Genomic DNA, 22,516 nt, shown 5'->3' on the forward strand with positions numbered 1-22,516 from the left:
ACTTAATAACAACTTTCGCACATTTAATAAGAGCAGTCTTCTCTTTTGATAAAATACGATTTACACAGTCATACCACACATTCTGACGGGCAATTAACTGTTGAGCAATTATTATTGCGTGCAGTTGAAAAAAAGATAGATGTGTTTGCGATCACTGATCACGACACCACTGCTGCGGTTAAACCTGCACAAGCATATATAGAAAGCGAATCTCTACCATTAACCTTGATATCAGGGGTTGAAATTTCCACTAAGTGGGAAAGTTTTGAGATCCACATCGTGGCATTAAACGTAGATATCAACGAGTCAACACTGACCAGCTTATTGACTATCCAACAGCAAAAACGTGCTGATAGAGCTGTCGAGATTGGTCGCCGTTTAGAGAAAAATGGCTTTGATGGCATTTATCAACAAGCGCAAGAGCTTGCCGCAGATGCACAAATTACCCGTGCACATTATGCAAGAGCACTTATTGCTCGTGGCGTTGCAACCACAATTCCTGGGGTGTTTAAAAAATACCTTGGCCGCGCTAAAACGGGTTACGTACCAAGCGATTGGTGTGATATGCAAACCGCCATTGCCGCCATTCATGCCGCAGGTGGCGTTGCTGTGATTGCCCACCCTGGGCGTTATCAAATGTCAAATAAATGGCTGCGCAAATTATTGAGTCAGTTTAAAGATGCCGGTGGCGATGCAATGGAAGTTGCACAACCACAACAAGCACCAACTGAGCGACAGTTTTTAGGCGAATTGAGCCGTGAATACGATTTACTGTGTTCGCAAGGATCTGATTTTCATTTTCCTACTAGTTGGCTAGAATTAGGAAAAAACTTATATTTGCCAAAAGATTGCCAAGGCGTTTGGCAAACTTGGGAAGGGCAAACAGGAGAACTAAATGAGTGATTTTTTTCATATTCATCCAGATAATCCACAACCACGCTTAATTAATCAAGCGGTCGACATTATCAAACAAGGTGGTGTGGTGGTATACCCAACCGATTCAGGCTATGCAATAGGCTGTAATTTAGGTAACAAACAAGCAAAAGAGCGTATTGAGCGCATCCGTGGTATTGAAAAACACCATAACTTTACCTTAGTATGTCGTGATCTATCTGAGCTTTCTACTTATGCACGAGTAGATAACCAACTGTTTAGATTAATTAAAAACAATACACCCGGGCCTTATACGTTTATCTTTAAAGGCACTAAAGAAGTACCAAAACGTTTGTTAAACGACAAGAAAAAAACCATTGGTATTCGTGTAATAGAACATCCAATTACCTGCGCATTGTTAGCCGAGTTAGGTGAGCCATTGATGTCGTGTTCATTAATTTTACCCGGTGAGCAGTTTACTGAGTCTGATCCGGACGAGATACGTGATCGCATAGGTAATCAAGTTGATTTAATTATTCATGGCGGCTATTTAGCTGAGCAAGCAACCACAGTGATCGACCTGTCAGAAGATACTGTTGAGGTGCTGCGTGTAGGCTGTGGCGATACAGCTCCATTTGAATAACTACGCCGATAAACCATGAACGAACTACATACTGATGATGTAGCTCAAATACGAGAGCCGGCGCAACAAAAGTTGCCGCTGGCTTTTTTGCATGGCAAAGAAGTAATGAATACCCCGGAAGATTTGTATATTCCGCCAGACGCTCTAGAAGTAATTTTAGAAACCTTTGAAGGGCCACTTGATTTATTACTATATTTAATAAAAAAACATAAGTTAGATATTCTGGAATTGTCGATTTTTAGCATTACTGAACAATACGTCCGTTATGTTGAAATGATGACCGAGTTTCAATTGGAGCTTGCTGGTGAATATTTGGTGATGGCGGCATTACTTGCACAAATAAAATCACGACTATTACTGCCAAAACATGAAGAGCTTGAGGAAGAAGAAGATCCACGGGCTGAATTAGTTCGTCGTTTACAAGAGTATGAACAATTTAAGCTAGCTGCGCAGAACCTTGATGATATTCCACGTGTTGGCCGTGATATTTTTATTGCCCACGCATTAGTGCCTGAGCAGAGCGAGCATGCTCAATTGTTACCGGATGTTGATTTAAAAGATTTACTATTTGCGCTCAGTGATGTGATGGCGCGAGCTAAAACTTTTGAGCATCATCAAATAACCGCTGAAGCTTTATCAACTCGCGAAAGAATGAGTTTAATTTTGCAAAAGTTATCGACAGTCGGCACGCAACTTCCTTTCACTGACTTATTCACTCTTGACGAAGGCCGCAGTGGTGTAGTGGTTAGCTTTATTGCTATGCTAGAGCTCATCAAAGAAAACCTTATCACTTGCTTGCAAGTCGATCCTACAACACAAATTTATATCGGTTTGGTTGAAAATAATTAAACAATTATTAGGGTGATGATGTTTATCATTGATTAACTTGCTAACTTGCTAACTTGCTAACTTTCTAACTTGCTAAATTTAATCTTACTTGTGCATATACGCACATAACTTGTTTGTTATTAGCTATTTTCTTCTATCTAGGTACGCGCTATTCTGATGTCATTCGATAATGGAATTAATAACACATGCTTAAAAATACAAAATCTTCGTACGGTGTGGTTGCCATTTTATTACATTGGTTAATGGCGGTAATGGTGATTGGCTTATTTGGCCTTGGCTTGTACATGGTTGAACTTACTTATTACGATAGTTGGTATAAAGGTTCTTTGGATTTACATAAAAGCGTAGGGATCACCTTAGTTGCTTTATTAATTTTTAGATTTGCTTGGCGTGCATTGGGCACGCAGCCTGAGCCAGTAGCGGGCAGCAGTAAAGCGTTAAATAATGTAGCGCATACAGTACATATATTTTTATATCTACTGCTTAGCGTCATTGTGATTTCAGGGTATTTGATTTCTACTGCGGATGGTCGTGCAATTGAGGTGTTTACCTTATTTAGTATTCCCGCAATTGATTTTTCAGTAGCTAATCAAGCAGATATTGCAGGTAAAGTTCACTACTATGTGGCGTGTAGCCTCATAGGATTAGTGGTTTTACATGCTCTTGGGGCGTTAAAACATCACTTTATCGATAAAGATAAAACCTTAGTTAGAATGATAAAACCACAAAAGGATGATTAATAAATGAAAAAAATATTACTTTCAGCTGCAGTAGCAGCAACATTGTTTGGTGCTAATACTGCACACGCTGCAGATTATGTTATTGACACTCAAGGTGCCCATGCATTTGTAAACTTTAAAATTAAGCATTTAGGTTATAGCTGGTTACACGGTCGTTTTAATACTTTTGACGGCGGCTTTAGCTACGATGCAGCTAACCCAGACGCATCACAGATCATGGTTAATATTGATACTAAAAGTATCGATTCGAACCATGCTGAACGTGATAAGCATTTACGTGGTAAAGAGTTTTTAAATGTTGATAAGTTTCCAACAGCGACCTTCAAAAGTACGTCAATTAAGTTTGATGAAGAGGGTGATGAAGCTGATGTAACAGGTGAGTTTACCCTTCATGGTGTAACAAAAACGATTACCTTTGAAATCGATAAAATTGGTGAAGGTAAAGATCCATGGGGTGGTTACCGAGTTGGCTTTGAAGGTGAAACCAGTTTAAAGCTTGCTGATTTTGGTATTGATTACAACCTAGGTCCTGCATCTACACATGTTGATATTGGTTTGTATATTGAAGGTGTGCGTAAGTAAAACCTAACCTGAATTCAGGTTAAATAAATATGCTAATATTGATAAACGCCTCACTCAGTTGGGGCGTTTTTGTTTGCTTGTAACGTTGCTCTAGTAACGGTTTTAAATTATCTGGTAACCAACGTAATAACACTTCGTGGTAGGCTGGTTGTTGTTTTATTTCTTTCAGTGCTGCATTAAGCACTTCAACTTGCGCGATACCTTGCTCGGTATTAGTACAGCCAATATAGCCATAACTCAGATCGGGAGCTTCAGTCAGAGGCAATTGCATTAACTGATCTTCAAACCCCATCGATTTTGCTAAATAGTAATGCTCGCTTGGGTAGCCCAATAAAATATCAATGCGCTTTTTCTTTAACATGTAAGTCAAACTGGCAAGGGTATCGCGACCAGGTCGAATAATTATGGATGCGTCGGCACTATTATTAATTACTGCATCAATAGCATTACCGTATGATCGGCTCATAGAAATCCCCAGTGCAAGTTGGTATTGATTGAGTAGGTTTTTCAATGATACAGGTGTACTTGTTTCAAGCTTGAGATGTTGCACAAGCTCTTGGTGAATGGCAATAGAAGGCGATAAGCCAACCGTCGAAGTCTGTTCACTAAAGCTGATGTGTTGTTTGCGGTGCGGGCTTTGGTATAGCGAGAGCATGCAGTAAGTATGATTTGGGTTAGACAGCTCCTGTATTGTGCGACTTGATGGAAAAATAGTACGGTTGAATGTATAGCTAGGAAGCTGTTGTTCTAATAAGGCGATAACACCTTCATCGCGGCCTGTTCCTGCGTATTGATCGTTAAAAATATAATAAGGGGCAAAGTCAGTGACTATCCAATCAATTGTTTTAGCATGCAAAGGAGTGCTAATTAACAATGATAAAAAAGCATAACGAAAGGCATAATGCATTAATTCAACCACAGATAAATTATTAATATACTAAGTGTAGCAGCTGTTAAATAGTTAGCTTAAAAAAAGCAAAACGCCAGCATTAGCTGGCGTCATTTAAATTGCGAGGAAGCAAATCAGTATCGATTAATTGGCTTTTAACCATTTAACAAATTGACGTGCGTCACTTGCTTTTGTAAATAAGGTATTTTTTAAACCTTGTGTATCAGAAAAAATAACACGTTGTTTATTTACTGAAATTGATTGCACTGGATGTGCGATTTGGATCATAGATCCGTTGTAACTATAAGACATAATAAAACTCACTTTTTTCTTGTTATCTTTAATGTGCGCTAATTTCTTTATTAGCTTTCAAAGCACAATTAGATAGACCGTGTTGTGTTTAGCTTCATTACAGTGTTGACGATCTTTATGACATTTATGCGACTATTTAAAAATATGCCGTAGTCTGAATTGGGGTTCTCGCCGTACAATAACTTAGCTCTATAATATACGTTTTGCGGGGATTACTGGATCAGGGTAAAGAGGTTAACCGCGAGGCTTTTTTAGGACCAAGAGGACAATTTACCCCAGTAATTTTATTTACGCAAGCATTATTTTAACTTTATTCTAGCCATTGTATTTTAACTGCTGTATTTTAATTAGCTAATCTGAAAAAGGCGTTTAGCGGTATTTTAACTGTTGTGCGGTAATTTAACTGTAAATAATAAGATTTGGCTATGGAATACATTATCGTTAGTGATATTTTTGGTAAAACCGCTCATTTGAGTCACTTTGCACGGCAATTTAACGCTAAAAGCATAATTGTCGATCCGTTCGATGGGCAATTGCAGCCAGTGATTGATGAGCAATTACAGTATGATTTATTTATCACTGAGTGTGGTCACGATAACTATTTCAACAAGCTTAATACCATTCTTAGTAGAGTAACTAAACCAACTACGGTAATCGGTTTTAGTGCTGGTGGAACCGCTGCGTGGCGAAGCCTAGCAACTGTGAAAAATTCACAGATAAAAAGATTAGTGGCATTTTATCCAAATCAAGTTCGTCATTATTTAGATTTGTCTGCCAGCGTGGCCTGCGAGTTTATTTTTGCGAAGCAAGAAGTGCACTTTGATATTCTTCCTGTGCTCGCTTGTTTAGAGCAGCAAATCAAAGTGCAATGCCAGCGTGCAGACTACGGTCATGGGTTTATGAATCCCTTGTCAAAAGGCTTCGATAGCTTTGGTTATCAACAATATAGCCAATACTTGCTCACTGAAAATAATTAACTGAAATTACTACCTTGTAAAAAATCTTGGCTATACTTATTTTTTTATCCAATAAAATAATTATAAATCATGACCGTACAACTACCTCCTTATAGTCACTTTTTATCAAACCCTGTTGCAAAGCCACCATGTCGAATGACTAATGCAAATATGTATGGTTTTTTTGCAAAAATAGATCAGGATAAAGTTCAACAGTATATCGATACAACGCTTAATATTGTTGCAACGGATGAGTTATATTTTAAAGGCATAGGCGAATATGCATTATTAACTTTTACCGACATAGAAAAAATTGCCTCATTAACGCCGCCTTTTAGTGAGCACGGTTGGATGCAAGAGACTGATATTATTATTTGGTTACCAGTTGCAAAGGTAGAAAAGCAAGGCAATGATGAAGATATTACTCATCTTTATTGGTATCCGGCGTTTATTTGCGTAAATAATGTTTATGCATTAATAAACGGCAGAGAAACATGGGGTTACAATAAATATTTATGTGATTACCAGATGCCCAGTTCGGTAAGTGATATAACCGACTTTTCAGTTTCATTGGATTGTTTTAAGCATTTTTCGCCAACGTCAAAATTACAATCACAGCATTTATTTTCAGTCACCAAAAACGTCAAGACGCAAAGCGATGGCTTATTATCTGTATTAGAGGACTTTGGCGAGCATGTCGCCAATTTGTTTGATGGGGATCATATTGGTATTGATTTTTCGCTATTAAAGCAGCTGTTACAGGGTTTTGTGAATCCACAGATGGATCAAATACTATTTAAGCAATTACCTGACGGGCAAGGCGATAAGGCTGTTTTTCAAGCGGTTATGCACTCTCCTTCAGAAATAAAGAAAATCCATCAATTTAAGCTACTCAGTGGTGCTTATCAGCTACATTTACAGCAACTAGATAGTTTTCCTTTAGCGCAAATGTTTGGTTTACAGCTAGGAGCGCAAGCTGTGTATTTGCCGTTTTATATCAAGATGGATTTTGACCAACTTCAAGCTACACAAATACTCCCTAAGTAAGGATCCATTATGGAGCAAGAAAAAATAGTTATTATAGGGGGTGGTGTTGCCGCAATGACGGCTGCTTTATACCTGACTGAACAACCTAATTGGCAGCAAAAAAGACATATTACAGTGTACCAACAAGGTTGGCGTTTAGGAGGAAAAGGAGCCAGTGGCCGTAATGCTGTTATGGGGCAGCGCATAGAAGAGCATGGTTTACATGTCTGGTTTGGTGCCTATGTTAATAGTTTTAAAACCATTGAAACTGTATACGACAAGCTACAGCGTCCGCCAACGAGTGCACTGAGTACCTGGCAACAAGCACTTAAACCGCATAGTTTTATTGCCCTTGAGGAGCACATTGATGAACAGTGGCAAACGTGGCCTATAGAGTTTCCTGTTTTACCTGGCAATCCAGCGAATGGGAGTTTAGATATTACCGTGTGGGACTTTGTAAAAATGACCCTTGCATGGCTAAAAAAATGGATACCACAATTTGAACTGGCCGCCAGAGTCCAAGCTAAGAGCACACAATTAACGACAAAAAAACCACGAGATAGATACCTACTACGCCATTTTCATCAACAAATTCAGACCTTGGTTTCTGATGGCAGTGATGCATGGCAAACCTTTACCAACGATATACAAAATCTCAATCAAGAAATCACTTCAACACCTAGCTTACTTGTTGATAAATTAAATAGCTTTGTGCAAAGTAACAACACACTGCAGCCACAAATTTCTGAGAAGAAAGATAGTTTAGTGATTTGGTATATTGTCAGAAAACTAAAACGCTGGATTAACCAAGAGTTAACCGAGTTACTGGATGACAATGCAGAGTTGAGGCGTATTTATATTTGTGCCGATTTAGCGATAGCGATGCTGGTTGGATTGATTAAAGATAAAGTTTATCGCGATGGTTTTGGGGTCATTAACAAGTATGATTTTCGTCAATGGTTATTAAAAAATGGTGCGAATAAACAATACAGTGTCGATTCTGCGCCCGTGCGTGGTTTTTATGATTTAGTGTTTGCCTACCCACAAGGTGATTTTAAAAAACCAAATGTAGAAGCTGGAGTTGCTGCAATTGCCATGCTTAGAATCGCATTGTGTTATCGCGGTGGGGTAATGTGGAAAATGCAGGCGGGAATGGGCGATGTTATTTTTGCGCCATTGTATGAACTATTAAAACAAAGAGGCGTTAACTTTGAATTCTTCCATCAACTACAGCAACTTACACCTGGGATTGATGAAAGTGGCCAAAACTGTGTTGCTTCTGTGTTATTACAACAGCAAGTGAGTTTAAATAACTCATCAGAGTATCAGCCATTAATTGATGTGAAAAACTTAGCTTGCTGGCCAAGTGAGCCTCTTTATCAGCAGATAAACCACGAGCAGGCCCTGTTACTAAAGCAGAATAATATTAATTTAGAATCATTTTGGAGTGATTGGCCCAGCTGTTACCAAGCACATTTTGGCGCACAACTACCAACTAAAACACTGCAGTTTAAAGATGATTTTGACCGGCTGATCCTTGGGGTCTCAGTTGCTTCATTAGAGCATGTTTGCCCACAATTATTAGCAATAGACGACAACTTTGCTGCTCAGGCTAAAAATGTTCTTTCGGTAGCTACACAAGCCAGTCAGATTTGGTTAAATAAAACAGATCAACAGTTAGGTTGGCAGTATATGCCGCCAAGTGAAGAAGGGCCTATTTTGAGTGGTTTTAGCGAACCGTTTGATACTTGGGCTGCAATGCAAAACTTAATTGATAAAGAGCAGTGGCCTGCAAGCAATAGTCCGCAGAATATTGCCTATTTTTGTAGTGCATTTCCTTGTCAAGAGTATCCACCACAGAGTGATCATGGTTTCCCTGCACGGGCAAAAGCACAAGTAAAAACTAACTTAACACAACTATTAACAACTAATATGCAGCCATTATGGCCGTTAGCTTATAACGATAATGACTTTGATTGGTCCATTTTATATACACAGCATGACGTGCCAGAATCAGCGCGCTTAGATCAACAGTACTGGCGAGTGAATGTTGATCCAAGTGAGCGTTATGTGCTGTCGGTTTCAGGTTCCAGTCAATATCGTTTAGCAACTGATGGCACGCAATTTAGTAATTTATTTATTACCGGCGATTGGATCAAAACAGGTGTTAATGCAGGTTGTGTTGAAGCTGCGGTTATGGCTGGAATGCAAACAGCACGAGCACTGTGTGGGTATCCGCAGCAGATCAGTGGTGAAAATGCCTTTGAAGCGCAGTAAAACTAGCTAATTAATGGATAACTTGGCGACTTTAATCAATAAATTAGTCTATAATCGTAAATAATTACAATATCTTTACATTGTCGGTATTAAGGTTCACCATCTAATGAAAAGCCAACGTTATCCTTTTTCAAATCATATATTGCTGCTGTGCTCGTCGAGCCTCGTTTTTGCTGTGGCTGCACAGGCAAAAAATGACGATTCGAGTGGCTCTAGCCAAAGCCTCGAAGTCATTGAGGTGTTCGCCCAAAAACGCGCGCAGGCAATTGAAGATGTTAGTATTGCCATTAGTCAGGTCAAAGGTGATAGCCTTAAAAATCAACATTATAAAGATTCAACAGAGTTATCGGTATTCGCGCCTAATTTAAAAATCAGCCAAAATGCGGCTGAAGGTACGCCACCGGCGGTAAATATCCGGGGGGTTGGTTTAGTTGACTACAATACGGCGAACACCTCGCCTGTGGCTATTTATGTAGACGACATTGCCGTAGGATCTGCAAGTAATCAGATCGTTAACTTCTTTGATATTGAGCAAGTGGATATTTTGCGTGGTCCGCAGGGGACTTTATTTGGCCGCAATTCAACTGGCGGAGCAATTTTAATTCGCACTAAACGCCCTGAATTTAACGAGTCGGGGTATTTAACAGCGGGTATAGCAAATAATAACGCGTTTAGTATTGATGCTATGTATAACAATCAATTAAGTGATAACAGCGCGTTTCGTGTTGCTTTAAATCATCAAGACTATGACTATTCAACCAGCAATACTTTTGCACAATCACCTACCGCTGGAATGCAACAAACCAATGCACGGCTATCACTATTAAGTGAGTTTGATACTGTACAGGTATTGTTACAAGCGCACCTCGAAGATTGGCAGGGTATTGTGCAGCCTGTCGGTAATATCGGTGTAGTGGCGGATCCATTAACAGGTCAGTTATGTAGTCCTAGCGAAGCTGGTTCGACAAATTGCTATGATAACTTTGGCTTCAATGATGCCAGTGATGACTTTTACACGGTTAAAGTTAATAACGATTCTCCGCATAAAACGGATGGTAAAGGGTTTAGTGCACATATTAATTGGCAATTAAATGAGTTTAACGAAATTATTTCGATTAGTAGTTATAACCAATTAGAGCGCGATCATGCATTTAATTGTGATGGCTCACCAGCGCGATTATGCGAAGGAAATCTAGGTTTAGATACTCACTTATTTAGCCAAGAGTTACGCTTGCAAACGCAATGGAACAAACATACTTTAACCAGTGGTTTATATTACGCAGATGAATCAATCAAACAAGATAATATTAACGATATTTTAAGAGATTATCGCGGTATATTAGCCACCGACTTAACCGCAACCTTCTTCTATGATAACCAAATTGACACGCAAAATATTGCCGCTTTCAGCCAGTTAGACTATCAACTTAATTCAGATTGGTTGCTAAGTGTTGGACTACGTTATTCCTATGAGTCACTTGATTATGACTCAGTGGCACAATTAAATATGGTAGTTGATCCGAGTGATTTAGCAGGGGTTTTAGTGCCATTTTATCATGTGCAAGGCGAGCAATCCGATAATGGTTTTTCTGGCCAGTTTGCTGTGAACTACCTTATTAACGATACAACCCATGGCTATTACCGTTTTGCAAATGGGATTAAAAGTGGGGGTTATAATGGCGGGTTTTTATCTTCCCCAGAGCAAGCCGAATTAGCTGACTATGGCAAAGAGCGTCTCAATGCGCATGAAATTGGTACTAAATCATGGTGGCCTGAGCAAGGTGTGCGGTTTAATTGGGCTGCTTTTTATTATGATTACAATGATCAGCAAGTGTTTATGAACCAACCATCAGACTCACCACAAAAGCCACCCGTGCAATTATTAGAAAACGTTGGTGATTCAGTGATCTATGGCCTTGAAGCTGAACTCGATTATCAAGCGACTAAAGCACTTTCAATGCGTTTTGCGATGGGTTACATTCCCCATGCGGAATTTGAAGAATTTGTTGATCCTTTGGGTAACAGTTTGACTCATAATCGGCTGCCATTTACATCAAAGTGGAATGTGAGTGCAGGCGTAGAATATCGTTTAGAGCTTGCTGGTAATCCCTTAACAACACAATTACTAGTGGATTATCAATCAGACTATTATTTTGATCAAAACCAAAATCCGTATGCTATGCAAGATGGTTACAGTTTAGTCAATGGTAATATTCGTTATCAATTAGATAACCTAGGTTTTGTACTGTGGGGGAAAAATTTATTTGCCAGTGAGTACAGTAATTTGAAGTTTGATTTGAGCTCTTTCCTTGGCATGTTGGAAGATTTTAAAGGGGAAGGTCGCCGCTATGGTTTGGATATCAGTTATCAGTTCTAATCTTTTTGTCATTAAACTGAGGCGTATTGTATGCTGTTAAAAGCAATACAAGGTTTTTGCTATGTAGTCTTTTTAGGCTTGCTAACAATATATGTCTGCGAAGTGCGAGCAACACAGTCAGCGGATGTGTTTGTTTATACAGAGCAACAACAAGATATAAATTTGTTTCAAGTTGGTACCTTATTAGCGGCAAGTTATGAAGGGTTTCCTGATAACAGCACTCAGGTTGCGACGTGGCTTGACAATAAAAAACCACAAACAAGTACCACATATTATGGCGGAAGTTATTGGTTAGTTGTCGAACTTGAAAATCAGACTCAGCTAGCTGAATTAGTGTTGTTCCCTTACAACACCTTAGTATCGCGTATTGAAACACGTGTATATGATATGGCCGATCCCACATCTGAGGCCGCGCGTTACGTAACAGGGGGGATTGAAAAAAACGAATTTGCTTTTCATTACGGCAATAAAATAGCCCTTACACCAGGCAAGCGTTACTTTTTGATCACCAAGTATGAAAGTGACTACTTTTACACTCCTCCTAAACTGGTATTAAAACCCTATGCAGACTTCTTTACCCAGGTCACCATCGAAAATATGGTGATGATGTTGTGCTTCGGAGTAGGCATTGCGCTGGGTTTGTATAACTTATTAATATATTTTGGCGCACGGGATGTAACCCACCTTTATTACGCCTTATTTACAGCATGCTGGGTATTTGCCTGGAGCCAGTTTTTCCATATTCCAGATCAACTATTTGGTTTTTATAATGCCCATTTTCATTGGCTAGGGTTTGTTTTAATACCATTAACTAACATATTATTTTTCAATAATTTGCTTAAGCTAAAAGACAGTTTTCCACAATTAGCCAAAGCATCAATTATATTAGCTGTGGTGGCAACCGCAGGTTTGCCTTTCGCTGCTATGTGGCCAGGTTTTGGGTTTATTTGGGCAACAATAGTAACGGGGTGCACCTTATGCTTAGGCATGTACATAGGGGTTCGCAGTTGGATGAGTGGTTTTAAACCCGCGCGATACTTTGTCTTTGCTTACCTAGCGATGGCAATTCCTAATATGGTGGGAAATTTAACTAATTTAGGTGTACTGACGCCGATTGCAATCGATTTGTACCTATTAGGTTTGATTGGCACCGCCTTAGATGCGATGTTACTCGCGTTTGCAGTGGCAAATAAATTTAGTATTTTACATGATGAGAATGTTGAGCTTACTAAAAACCTCGAGCAAAAAGTGCAATTGCGTACGCAGGAGTTACAACAATTGGCGTCAGAACTCACTGATGCCAGTGAAGCTAAGAGCCGTTTTTTAGCAAATATGAGTCATGAAATACGTACGCCAATGACCTCTATTATAGGCTACGCAGATGGTATTATTTTAGGCGATATTAAGCCTCACGAACGAAATCATGGTATTCGGGTTATTTTACAAAACAGCCGCCATGTTTTAGGACTCATAAACGACATACTTGATATGTCAAAAATAGAGGCCAATCGCCTTGAAATTGATTTAGTCGAGACTGACTTATTTGCAACCATTGCGCATATAGAATCGCTATTAGGCAAACAAATTCGTGATAAAGGTCTTAAATTTAAAGTTGATTACCAATTCCCACTGCCTGATTGGATTATTTCTGATCCAACCCGATTACGACAAATATTGTTAAACTTAACAGCTAATGCATTAAAATTTACCACGGTAGGGCATATTCAATTAGTGGTGAGTTGCACTAAAGAGCAGCTTATCATTAAAGTTAAAGACACCGGCATTGGGATGACAGAGGCTGAGCAACAAGACTTGTTCACGCCGTTTTATCAGGCTGACTCATCGATCTCACGTAAATATGGCGGTACAGGACTCGGTTTAAATATTTCAAAAAGTTTAGCCGAAAAGTTAGATGGTAATATCACCGCTCATTCCCATGTTGGCAGTGGCAGTGAGTTTAGCCTCAATATCGCGCTATATATGCCTGAACGAGTGCGTTGGATCAATAGTTTTGATGAGATCTCTATAAGCAAAGAAAAAGAGCTGCCAAGTCAAGATCAGCGAAATCTCGTGGGTGAAGTGCTGGTAGCGGAAGATCATCCTGAAAACCGTGAACTGATCAAACGTATTTTAGAGCGAATGGGGTTAACGGTTACTGCGGTAGAAAATGGCAAAGATGCAGTGCAAGCTACGCTAGATCATCAATTTGATTTGATTTTATTAGATATTCAAATGCCAGTAATGGATGGTGAACAAGCGATTCATATTATGCAGGCAACAGGATTAACGACACCCATTGTTGCCCTTACAGCAAATACTATGAAGCATGAAGTTGATCGCTATCTAAAACAAGGGTTTATTGATCATATAGGCAAACCAATTGACCGCAGTGAATTTAGTCATAAAATTGCTAGTTATTTAGATATCGAAATGCTTGAAGATGTAAAATTGCCAGAGCATGAATTTGAGGTGCTTAAACAGGTGTACATAGAAGGGCTTAAAAAGCAGCGAGAAACAATAACCAAGCAATATACAGATGGCGATATGACAGGGTTTGCACAAAGTGTTCATATGCTAAAAGGAACTGCTGGAATGTTTGAGTGCGAAACATTGTACCAACATGCAATCAAGTTAGACAAAGCCCTTAAAGCCGATAGCGTGATGTTAGATAGCCATTTAGTTTATCAAGTGTTTGATGAAATTGATGATATTTTATGTCACTCACCTCAGTAAAATAAGCTGCTCACGGGTAATGTCCGGAAAATCAGTACGCTGTGTATAACGGGCATATAAGGTTGAAAAAATGGCGCTGCGTGAAAGCTGATCAAATGTTGTGATCAGTTTTTTTGCTGTTGTTTTTGAGCTATAACAACACTCGCGATAGCGTTTTATTAATTGTGTCAAGCTTTGTCCTTGTTGCTGTAAAGCCAGCTCTGCTTCAATAAAAAATGCGCTACCACTCCAATAAACTCTTTGTTGTGCACCTTGTTGCCACATATCGTCGGCAAGTTCACTTAATGGCTGTTGCTTTGTTCGAGTTTGCTGACGTCCGCGTTCAAGCCCTGCAGATAGTCGTTGTATAAATTGCTTCCTAGTGATCACTTTACTATCACGCATTATTATATTTTGCATATAGGTTGCAAATCCTTCACTTAACCAGAAGCCCGAATAGGGTAGTAACGGTAAGTAAAGGTGTGCCATTTCATGGTAGAGGGTCCAGTCATCGCGTAATTGTGTAAAACTGGCAAAGCGATCAAAATGTAACTCTATGCCATCTGGATCACCACGGCGCACACTTCCCCAAGGCACGGGTTCAAATGCAATATACCGAGGGTGTAAATAAATGGGTAAATTAGAGTATGGCAGTGGGCCTAAAGTTGCCTGAGTTTGCTCAAGACTAAAATTCAGCCATTGCAGTATTATCTGCTGCTTGCTTTTTGACAGCTCGGTTAATCCTTGAGGATCAAGCTGGGCTGCGAAAACAGATGTACTCGCTAAACAAGTAACGAATAAAATTCGATTAAACAGTTTCATATCTGGTACTTAATGGTTTTTAATTGCTCACAAAAGACCGAGTAAAGGATAAAATCCGTTCACTATTTTATTGTTGAATGATAAGTATAGATGCTAAAACCACGACACTCACTGCCAACCATGGTTTAATGTTTATATGATATTTTATAATAAAAATATGGCAGGTTATGGGTTATCAACACATTGAAATCCCACCTCAGGGTGAACAAATTAGCATTGATAATAAAGGCGTGTGGCATATTCCGTCGCAGCCGATCATTGCTTATATTGATGGTGATGGAGTAGGGCAGGATATCTCCCCTTGTATGCGTGACATTGTGAACCATGCTGTGCAGTTATGTTATCAAGGAGTGCGAAAAATTCACTGGATGGAAGTCTTTAACGGTGAAAAAGCTGCGCAGCTATATGATGGGGATTGGTTTCCGCAAGAGACGATTCATGCGGTTCGGCAATTTAAAATAGCGATTAAAGGGCCTTTAACCACGCCGATTGGCGGAGGTTTTCGTTCACTCAATGTTGCTCTTCGTCATGAAATGGATTTATTTGTAAATATGCGGCCGATTAAAGGCTATTGCGCATTACCGTCACCGTTAAAAAAACCTGAAAATACCAATATTGTTGTGATCCGCGATAGCTCTGAAGATGTGTACTCTGGAATTGAATGGCAAGCTGGCAGTGTCGAAGCCGAAAAAATGCTGGATTTTTTATGCCAAGAAATGGGCGTAACCCGTCTGCGCTTTGATCAACAATGTGGTATTGGCATTAAAAATATTTCTAAAGAAGGGTCAGAGCGGCTAGTGCGCTATGCAATAGCGTATGCGCTTGAACAAAATAGTGACTCGGTAACGGTTGTGCATAAAGGCAATGTACTTAAATTTACTGATGGTGCGTTTAAGCGTTGGGGGTTTGCCGTAGCGCAAACTGAGTTCTCAGCAATACCACACAGTAATGGCCGTTGGCTAGAAATACCGCGTGAGGGCTTGGCACCGTTAGTTATTAAAGAAGTGATTGCAGATAACATGCTCCAGCAAGCGTTAATGAATCCTGAGCAATTTGATGTAGTGGTAACAACCAACCAAAATGGCGATTATCTAGCAGATATGTTGACTGCACAAGTGGGTGGTATTGGTATTATGCCCGCAGCAAATTTAAATAATGAAGTGGCTTTTTTTGAACCAACTCATGGTACGTTTGAGCGTATTGCTGGACAAAATAGTGCAAATCCTACCAGTAGTATTTTAAGTGCGGTGATGATGCTACAGTTTATGAATTGGCACGAAGCGGCCAACAGTATAGAGCTGGCTTTGCAACAGACATTTATAGCCGGTGAAGTGACCTTTGATTTACAGGCAGAGCAGCAAAACTCGACCATCCTCAGTTGCAGTGATTTTACACAAAGGATAATCGAGCGTTTAAAAGTTTCATGAACTACGCTGCATTGGCGTTGTAGAGCTTTGCACGATACATGCAAGGGCGATTAGTCAGTGTTGCAGCACGTTGATAAATTGCTTTTGCATTGTGTTCATCGCTTGGTGTACCGCTTAATGTATCCATTAAAGCAACAACAATAATAGCTGGCACCTGACAGCAATATTCATCTAATACCGCAGTTGTTGTTTGTGCATCAACATGACAATGCGGGTGATTATGCTCAACTTGATACGCATGCAATAACGTTTGTACATCTAAACTGTCATTGTCAAAATGTTTGTTTTTACGACATTGACAGCCAAATTCATCAACCAGAGTCGCCAATGCTTGGTAAACATCATTACACTCAAGGGTGGTTTGCTTACAAAGTTGTTGTTCGATGAACGCATGTAAATGGCCGTCGATAAATAATCCGTCTTGTTGGGTGAAGCTTGCTGTAGTTTGCATCATAATGTTGTCTCTCAGTGTTAGTGGTTAACTCATTTGGTATGACTTCACTGTAGCCCTAAGCACACTATTTATGAAATTGTTGTTTTCAATAACTGATATTGATTTAATCAATAATAACGAGAGAGCTCCATTTTAATTAGAGCTTTCTAGCGATCAGCAATCGTATTAGCAAACGCTTGCAGTTCGCGGCGTAACCATTGGTGTGGGCTGGCATGATGCAGTAATGGGCTCCACAGCATTTTTACTTCAATTGGGACAATTTGAAACGGCACAGGACTAATCACTAACTCGGTATGTTTAGTTAGCAGCATTGCTTGTCGTCTTGGTAGAGTGGCGATCAGTTGTGGCGATTGGCATAGCAAACTTGCCACCATGTAATGACGAGTAAACACCCGAATATGACGGGTTTGTTCAAGCTGCCAAAGAGCTTCGTCTACCCATCCCAGCTTTTGGCTACCTGATTTATTCGTGACGGCAGCTTCAGCCCCCCAGCCTGCACGATTTACCCAAATATGCTCTGACGCTAAGTATTGCTCTAGATCAGGCTGTTTTAAGTATGGGTTAGCTGGATGCATTAAACAGCAATAGTTATCGCGCCAGACACTGGCCTGATGAAAAGACCGTGGTAGGCCGTTGAAGCGATTGATGGCTAAGTCAATGCTGCCCTTTTCCATATCTTGCAGGCTAACATCGCTGGGGCTAAGCACATCAAAATTAAGTCCTGGATGTTTATTTAGTTGCTGGGTAATAAAAGGCGCGACTAGCGTTGATTCTAAATAATCATTCGCCATAATTCTAAAGGTGAGTTCGCCAGTGGTTGGATCAAACATATCACTGGGTTGGGTTATTGCCTCAGCCATTTTTAACAGCGCTTCTATTTCAGGTTTTAAACTCAGCGCTTTTGCAGTAGGAGTCATAGAGCCTGCGGCTCGTACTAGGAGCGGATCGTCAAATAAATCACGTAAACGTTTTAGTGCATTACTCATTGCTGGTTGGGTTAATGCTAATTTATTTGCCGCTTTCGAGACATTTCGCTCATCTATCAGTACATTTAAGTACACAAGCAAGTTGAGATCGATATTTCTTATATTCATTTGATCAATCTTATTCATTCGCTGTATTAATTATCTAAATTAAAGCGTGCTTGCTAAGGTGTGTAAACCACTAAATAGACATAGTCATCATAAGTGATAGAAATATGCTAGAGCTAAAAACAGCAAATACGTTATCGACTCAAACTAGCAACGCAATTGAGCAAGTCATTGCGACCAAATTAGCGCGTGCCGTATTCGCAGGCTTTGAAGCGATGTTTGCTGAGTTTTTAAATATTACCTTAGGTGCACAAAGTCGTTTTGAGCAACGGCAATGGCAAAATGTACAATCGGCAATGCGTGAGCGTTTACAAGTATATGAAAGGCAAGTTAAAAATGTTAGTGAAGCGGTGCGAGTCATTGCATTTAAAGAGCTCAACGATCCGCGACTGTGGCAGCAGGCAAAGCATATTTATGGCCAAATGGTGCAAGATCATGAAAACCAACCGATTGCGCATACATTTTTTAATTCAACTTTTGGCTCGATTTGGGATGATAAAAAAATACGCACCGTGCATTTATTTGTTTTAAAAGCCAAATACCGCGCTAAATCTCGGCCATTTGATAATTTAGTAAGTCGTATTTCATTGCAAAATGGCTTTAGCCAGGCGGTGGAGCAACTTATTTATCGACAAGCTTTTCGGGTTGGATTTACAGATTTAGCTCATGATGTTGATATTTTGCAGCGTACTTTGGCGTTAGGTGCGCAGCAGCAATGTCGTCAAGTGTATGAGCTGATGAATTTAAACGATGGCTATATTGAATACGCTAATTCACTGTTTTTTAGAAATAAAGCCTGCTACTTAATAGGTCGTTGCATTGCTAAAAATGGCGATAACATGCCCTTTGCTGTCGCTATTTTACATACCCAAAGCGGTTTAAAGCTTGATGCGGTGATGATGGGCGCAGATCAACTGAGTTTATTATTCGGCTTTGCTCGCACCTACTTTATGGTTGATACCGACCAACCCGCGCGCTATGTAGATTACTTATCAGTGCTAATGCCACATAAGCAACGATTTGAATTATTCAATGCCATTGGCTTTATTAAACATGCCAAAACAGAGTTTTATCGCTATAAGGTCGACACCACCAACAATAGTCCCATAGATGATAAGTACATTATTGCCCCCGGCACGCCAGGCATGGTGATGCTAGTATTTACCACTGCTGGCTCAGATTATGTTTATAAGGTAATAAAAGATAAATTTAGCGCGCCTAAAACATCAACCAAAGCACAGGTGATGGCAAAATACGACTTTGTAAAACAAGCGGATAGAGTCGGCCGTTTAGTCGACACCCATGAATTTCGCTATTTAGCATTTGATTTAAATCGTTTTAGCGATGAATTGCTTACCCATATGCGAGCGAGTATCGGCTCAAGTATGGCTATTGCAAATAAAGCCTTAGTGCTTAAGCATGTATACGTTGAGCGCAAAATGACACCACTTAATTTATACATCAATCAATGTGACGATAAACAATTGAATAATGTAATGCTTGATTACGGCAAGGCGATTAAAGAGTTAGCTGGGGCTAATATTTTCCCCGGTGATATGTTGATGAAAAACTTTGGTGTGACCCGTTGGGGGCGCGTGGTATTTTATGATTATGATGAAATTTGCCCATTAACGGATTGTAACTTTAGAAACTTACCGAGCAGTGAAAATAGTTTTGATGAACTAAGCAGCGAAAGCTATTTTGATGTTGCCGAAAATGATGTATTCCCGAGTCAGTTTAAAGTGTTTTTTAGTGCTGATCAGCAAGCATTTAGTCATTTTTGCCAGCAACATCAAGACTTATTTAGTCCTGATTTTTGGCTGCAGTGCCAAGCTGATATCAATGCTGGGCAATTGGCTGATGTGTATCCATACAAACAAAGTTGGCGATTTTAGCCGGGGGTTATTACCCATAAGTCTGATTAATTTTGGGCGTGTAAAAAGGTAAAGTTTCATAAAACAAAATCCAAGGAAAATCATGAAATCTCTATTATTAGCAAGTTTACTCATCACCTCACCACTGGTTTTAGCTAACCCGCTATTAGGTAGTTGGGAGTTTGTGGAAGGGAAATATGCAGTTGAACAAGGTTATGTGACTGCCAAAGCACCAGAGTTAACCTCAGTTAAACTAATAACCGCCACTCATTTTAATTACATCACCCAAAAAAATGGCCAGTTTCATTATGCAGGTGGCGGGCAGTACACCTTAAAAAACCAACAATTTGTAGAGACTTTTGTTTACGGTAACATTGAATCGTTGCTTGGCAAAACCATGGCTTTTGATTACAAAATTGAAGGAGATTTGTGGCATCATTCTTTAATAGAAAATGGTAAGTTAGTTGAAGCCGAAGTGTGGCGTAAAATCGATTAACTCATCAATTCAGGAGCTGCAATGCAATTTATTTCTCATCAAGATCAGCATTTAACATTAAGCGACACCGCTAAACCGCAATTAAAAACTAATGAAGTGTTAATTAAAGTTGCTGCTATCGGCGTGAACCGCGCTGATTGTATGCAACGTCAAGGTAAGTATCCAGCGCCACAGGGCGATAGCCCCATTCTAGGGCTTGAATGCGCAGGCACTGTGATTGAGCTTGGCACCGAGGTTGATCAAAGCTGGCTTAATAAAGCGGTATTTACTTTGTGTGCAGGCGGCGCATATAGCGAATATGTAGCGGTCGATGCAGCACAATTAATGGCTTTACCAAGTGATTTAACTATGGCGCAAGGTGCAGCGATCAGCGAAGTATACTTAACCGCGTTTGGTGCGTTATTTCAACTTGGTAAGTTACAAGCAGGGCAAACAGCACTGATCCATGCAGGCGCAAGTGGCGTGGGTGGGGCAGCTATACAAATGGCTAAACGTATTGGGGCAACGGTTGTTATTACCGCAGGTAGCGATGAAAAGTGCGAACATGCCAAAGCGCTTGGTGCCGATCATGTAATCAACTACAAAACCGACGATTTTGTTGCTTACATGCAAAACCATGGTTTAACGGCGAACGTGATTGTTGATCCGGTATCTGGGCGCTATTTAAGTAAAAATGCAGCAATCGCTGCAATGGATTGCCAAATAATTATGCTGGCATTTTTAGATGGTCGCTTCGCAGAAGTAGATTTTGCACTCTTGTTACAAAAGCGTATTTCGTTTCATGGCTCAACACTGCGCAATCGCAGTCAAGCGTTTAAACGCCAACTACGCGATGAGTTTGTAGCAAAATTTTATGACGATATAGCAAATCAACAGTTTGATTTTAATATTTATAAAACGTTGCCTTGGCAAGACGCTGGTGAGGCACACGCGATTCTTGAACGAAACGAAAATGCCGGAAAAGTTGTATTATTAGTTCAGTAGTTTAAAAACCAATATTTGCCCATATAACTATGGGCAACTATAAAGCGATTTAAGGCAAAAACATGAACCCAATTATAGCAACATTAAAAGAGCACAATGTTAGCGATGAAAAAGTACACGAACTTTTTCAAGCATTTACTCAAAACCCAATGATGGCAATGGCACTTGTGCAGCAACTCGGTATTCCACCAGAGAAGTTACAAGCACTAATGGGCTTGGTAATGACTCAGCCTCATTTAATCAAAGAAGCCGCTGATTCACTTGGTATTGGTGAAGGTGAGCTTGAAAAAGCTAAGCAGCAGTTGAAAAACCAATAACGAGCTATCAATGAGAGTACATTTAGTTACTCTCATTTGTTAAGCATGCAATTATTAAGCAATGTCTATCGTGTAAGCGGCCAATAAGTTTTGCATTTTTTGTTGTTCATGTGCGGCAAACTCGATGCCCACACTTAAACGATCTCCCTGCATTTGATTGTTGCGCACATGCGCACTGATCACCACGGCACTGTTGTCGATAGGCGATAGAACATGCACAAACACGGGGCGTTTTTTAAGCGCTAAAAACCCTGAATTAACATGCACAGTAAAGCGACAACCAGTCGGTGAAATATCGATGATCAAACCTTGCAATAGATTTTCACTGTCATAAGTATGCGATTTATTAATGCTAATCTTTGCTGGTATATGGGTTTGTAAACGGCTGACTTCACGCAGTTGCCTACTCTCAATATTCTTAGGGTAAGCAAGGTAAAGTAATTTTTCTGGTCGAAAAGAAATAGCTAATATAGTGGTCGAAAAAGCGACGCACTCCCCACGTTCACCTTCGACTATATAGCGTACAATTGCGCCATTGCCTTCTTTTAACACATCAGCATATTGGCTTTTTTTTGCTTGGACAGGGTACTTTAAAATTAAATACTTACCAGCTTCATAGCCAACTAAAGAGAGTTTAAATCTGACACTTAATGGGTTGGTGAACTGAATGTCGATTAATTTACCTGGCAGTAAGTCTAAGCAAAACTTAGCTTTGCTAGCTTGCGCTGGTCTGTCTTGTGTAATTTCCATATATACGTAGTTATTATTATTTGTTTCCAAATAGTATCCATCAAAAGAACTAAAAAATCACTACG

The 22,516-nt window shown here is 39.8% G+C and carries 21 protein-coding genes; 15 read left to right on the forward strand and 6 right to left on the reverse strand.

Annotated elements, in window-relative coordinates; genetic code table 11:
• Window positions 1–45: 45 nt before the first annotated feature.
• From H5232_RS00105 to H5232_RS00125, 5 genes are all read left to right on the forward strand, one after another.
• On the forward strand, window positions 46–903 hold the full coding sequence (locus H5232_RS00105) for an RNase RNM (RefSeq protein WP_182718907.1): 858 nt from the start codon (window positions 46–48) through the stop codon (window positions 901–903).
• Entirely contained in the window at window positions 896–1,516 is a 621-nt protein-coding gene (locus tag H5232_RS00110; protein WP_145233655.1) for an L-threonylcarbamoyladenylate synthase, read from the forward strand. Before H5232_RS00105 ends, H5232_RS00110 begins: the two co-directional genes overlap by 8 nt.
• A 15-nt stretch (window positions 1,517–1,531) precedes the next feature.
• A complete protein-coding gene (locus H5232_RS00115; protein WP_182718908.1) occupies window positions 1,532–2,365 on the forward strand; it encodes a ScpA family protein in 834 nt (277 codons plus the stop codon).
• Between the two features lie 185 nt (window positions 2,366–2,550).
• Window positions 2,551–3,105, forward strand: a complete 555-nt coding sequence (locus H5232_RS00120) for a cytochrome b (RefSeq protein ID WP_149981004.1) — start codon at window positions 2,551–2,553, stop codon at window positions 3,103–3,105.
• 3 nt (window positions 3,106–3,108) lie between these two features.
• Window positions 3,109–3,687, forward strand: coding sequence for a YceI family protein (locus tag H5232_RS00125; protein ID WP_145233661.1), 579 nt, complete (start codon window positions 3,109–3,111; stop codon window positions 3,685–3,687).
• A 19-nt stretch (window positions 3,688–3,706) separates the two neighbouring features.
• Here H5232_RS00125 and H5232_RS00130 read toward each other — a convergent pair whose 3' ends face one another.
• Both H5232_RS00130 and H5232_RS00135 read right to left on the reverse strand, forming a co-directional pair.
• The gene (locus H5232_RS00130) at window positions 3,707–4,594 is read right to left on the reverse strand and encodes a TIGR02285 family protein (protein ID WP_182830425.1); all 888 of its coding nucleotides are present in this window, start codon (window positions 4,592–4,594) and stop codon (window positions 3,707–3,709) included.
• 126 nt (window positions 4,595–4,720) lie between these two features.
• On the reverse strand, window positions 4,721–4,864 hold the full coding sequence (locus H5232_RS00135; protein ID WP_182717921.1) for a hypothetical protein: 144 nt from the start codon (window positions 4,862–4,864) through the stop codon (window positions 4,721–4,723).
• Between the two features lie 449 nt (window positions 4,865–5,313).
• Between H5232_RS00135 and H5232_RS00140 the strand changes: the two genes are divergently transcribed.
• The 5 genes from H5232_RS00140 to H5232_RS00160 all read left to right on the forward strand — a co-directional run bounded on the left by H5232_RS00140 (window position 5,314) and on the right by H5232_RS00160 (window position 14,257).
• A complete protein-coding gene (locus H5232_RS00140; protein WP_182830426.1) occupies window positions 5,314–5,865 on the forward strand; it encodes a dienelactone hydrolase family protein in 552 nt (183 codons plus the stop codon).
• Between the two features lie 69 nt (window positions 5,866–5,934).
• Window positions 5,935–6,891: an acetoacetate decarboxylase family protein gene (locus H5232_RS00145; protein ID WP_182717918.1), complete on the forward strand. Its 957-nt coding sequence runs from the start codon at window positions 5,935–5,937 to the stop codon at window positions 6,889–6,891.
• A 9-nt stretch (window positions 6,892–6,900) separates the two neighbouring features.
• Window positions 6,901–9,147 (forward strand): NAD(P)-binding protein, encoded by a 2,247-nt coding sequence (locus H5232_RS00150; RefSeq protein WP_182830427.1) that lies wholly within the window; start codon window positions 6,901–6,903, stop codon window positions 9,145–9,147.
• 106 nt (window positions 9,148–9,253) lie between these two features.
• Window positions 9,254–11,524, forward strand: a complete 2,271-nt coding sequence (locus H5232_RS00155; protein WP_182830428.1) for a TonB-dependent receptor — start codon at window positions 9,254–9,256, stop codon at window positions 11,522–11,524.
• A gap of 30 nt (window positions 11,525–11,554) precedes the next feature.
• The gene (locus H5232_RS00160) at window positions 11,555–14,257 is read left to right on the forward strand and encodes a 7TM diverse intracellular signaling domain-containing protein (protein WP_182739227.1); all 2,703 of its coding nucleotides are present in this window, start codon (window positions 11,555–11,557) and stop codon (window positions 14,255–14,257) included.
• Here the strand turns inward: H5232_RS00160 and H5232_RS00165 are convergent.
• On the reverse strand, window positions 14,246–15,058 hold the full coding sequence (locus H5232_RS00165; protein WP_149981011.1) for a hypothetical protein: 813 nt from the start codon (window positions 15,056–15,058) through the stop codon (window positions 14,246–14,248). The two genes, H5232_RS00160 and H5232_RS00165, sit on opposite strands and share 12 nt — an antisense overlap.
• A gap of 167 nt (window positions 15,059–15,225) precedes the next feature.
• Between H5232_RS00165 and icd the strand changes: the two genes are divergently transcribed.
• Complete coding sequence (icd, locus tag H5232_RS00170; RefSeq protein ID WP_182739228.1) at window positions 15,226–16,485, forward strand: NADP-dependent isocitrate dehydrogenase; 1,260 nt, start codon at window positions 15,226–15,228, stop codon at window positions 16,483–16,485.
• A gap of 1 nt (window position 16,486) precedes the next feature.
• Here icd and H5232_RS00175 read toward each other — a convergent pair whose 3' ends face one another.
• Complete coding sequence (locus H5232_RS00175; RefSeq protein WP_149981184.1) at window positions 16,487–16,936, reverse strand: hypothetical protein; 450 nt, start codon at window positions 16,934–16,936, stop codon at window positions 16,487–16,489.
• A gap of 149 nt (window positions 16,937–17,085) precedes the next feature.
• On the reverse strand, window positions 17,086–18,033 hold the full coding sequence (locus tag H5232_RS00180; protein WP_182830429.1) for a LysR family transcriptional regulator: 948 nt from the start codon (window positions 18,031–18,033) through the stop codon (window positions 17,086–17,088).
• A gap of 104 nt (window positions 18,034–18,137) precedes the next feature.
• Between H5232_RS00180 and aceK the strand changes: the two genes are divergently transcribed.
• The 4 genes from aceK to H5232_RS00200 all read left to right on the forward strand — a co-directional run bounded on the left by aceK (window position 18,138) and on the right by H5232_RS00200 (window position 21,701).
• Window positions 18,138–19,925: a bifunctional isocitrate dehydrogenase kinase/phosphatase gene (aceK, locus tag H5232_RS00185; RefSeq protein WP_182830430.1), complete on the forward strand. Its 1,788-nt coding sequence runs from the start codon at window positions 18,138–18,140 to the stop codon at window positions 19,923–19,925.
• 82 nt (window positions 19,926–20,007) lie between these two features.
• On the forward strand, window positions 20,008–20,400 hold the full coding sequence (locus H5232_RS00190; protein ID WP_182830431.1) for a hypothetical protein: 393 nt from the start codon (window positions 20,008–20,010) through the stop codon (window positions 20,398–20,400).
• 21 nt (window positions 20,401–20,421) lie between these two features.
• A complete protein-coding gene (locus tag H5232_RS00195; protein ID WP_182717911.1) occupies window positions 20,422–21,384 on the forward strand; it encodes a zinc-binding dehydrogenase in 963 nt (320 codons plus the stop codon).
• 62 nt (window positions 21,385–21,446) lie between these two features.
• Window positions 21,447–21,701 (forward strand): DUF2999 family protein, encoded by a 255-nt coding sequence (locus H5232_RS00200; RefSeq protein ID WP_149981015.1) that lies wholly within the window; start codon window positions 21,447–21,449, stop codon window positions 21,699–21,701.
• Between the two features lie 54 nt (window positions 21,702–21,755).
• Here H5232_RS00200 and H5232_RS00205 read toward each other — a convergent pair whose 3' ends face one another.
• Window positions 21,756–22,481, reverse strand: a complete 726-nt coding sequence (locus H5232_RS00205) for a flagellar brake protein (protein ID WP_257325865.1) — start codon at window positions 22,479–22,481, stop codon at window positions 21,756–21,758.
• Between the last annotated feature and the right edge of the window lie 35 nt (window positions 22,482–22,516).

This window comes from Pseudoalteromonas sp. SG41-5 (assembly GCF_014164495.1).
In the GTDB taxonomy this organism is placed as follows: domain Bacteria; phylum Pseudomonadota; class Gammaproteobacteria; order Enterobacterales; family Alteromonadaceae; genus Pseudoalteromonas; species Pseudoalteromonas rhizosphaerae.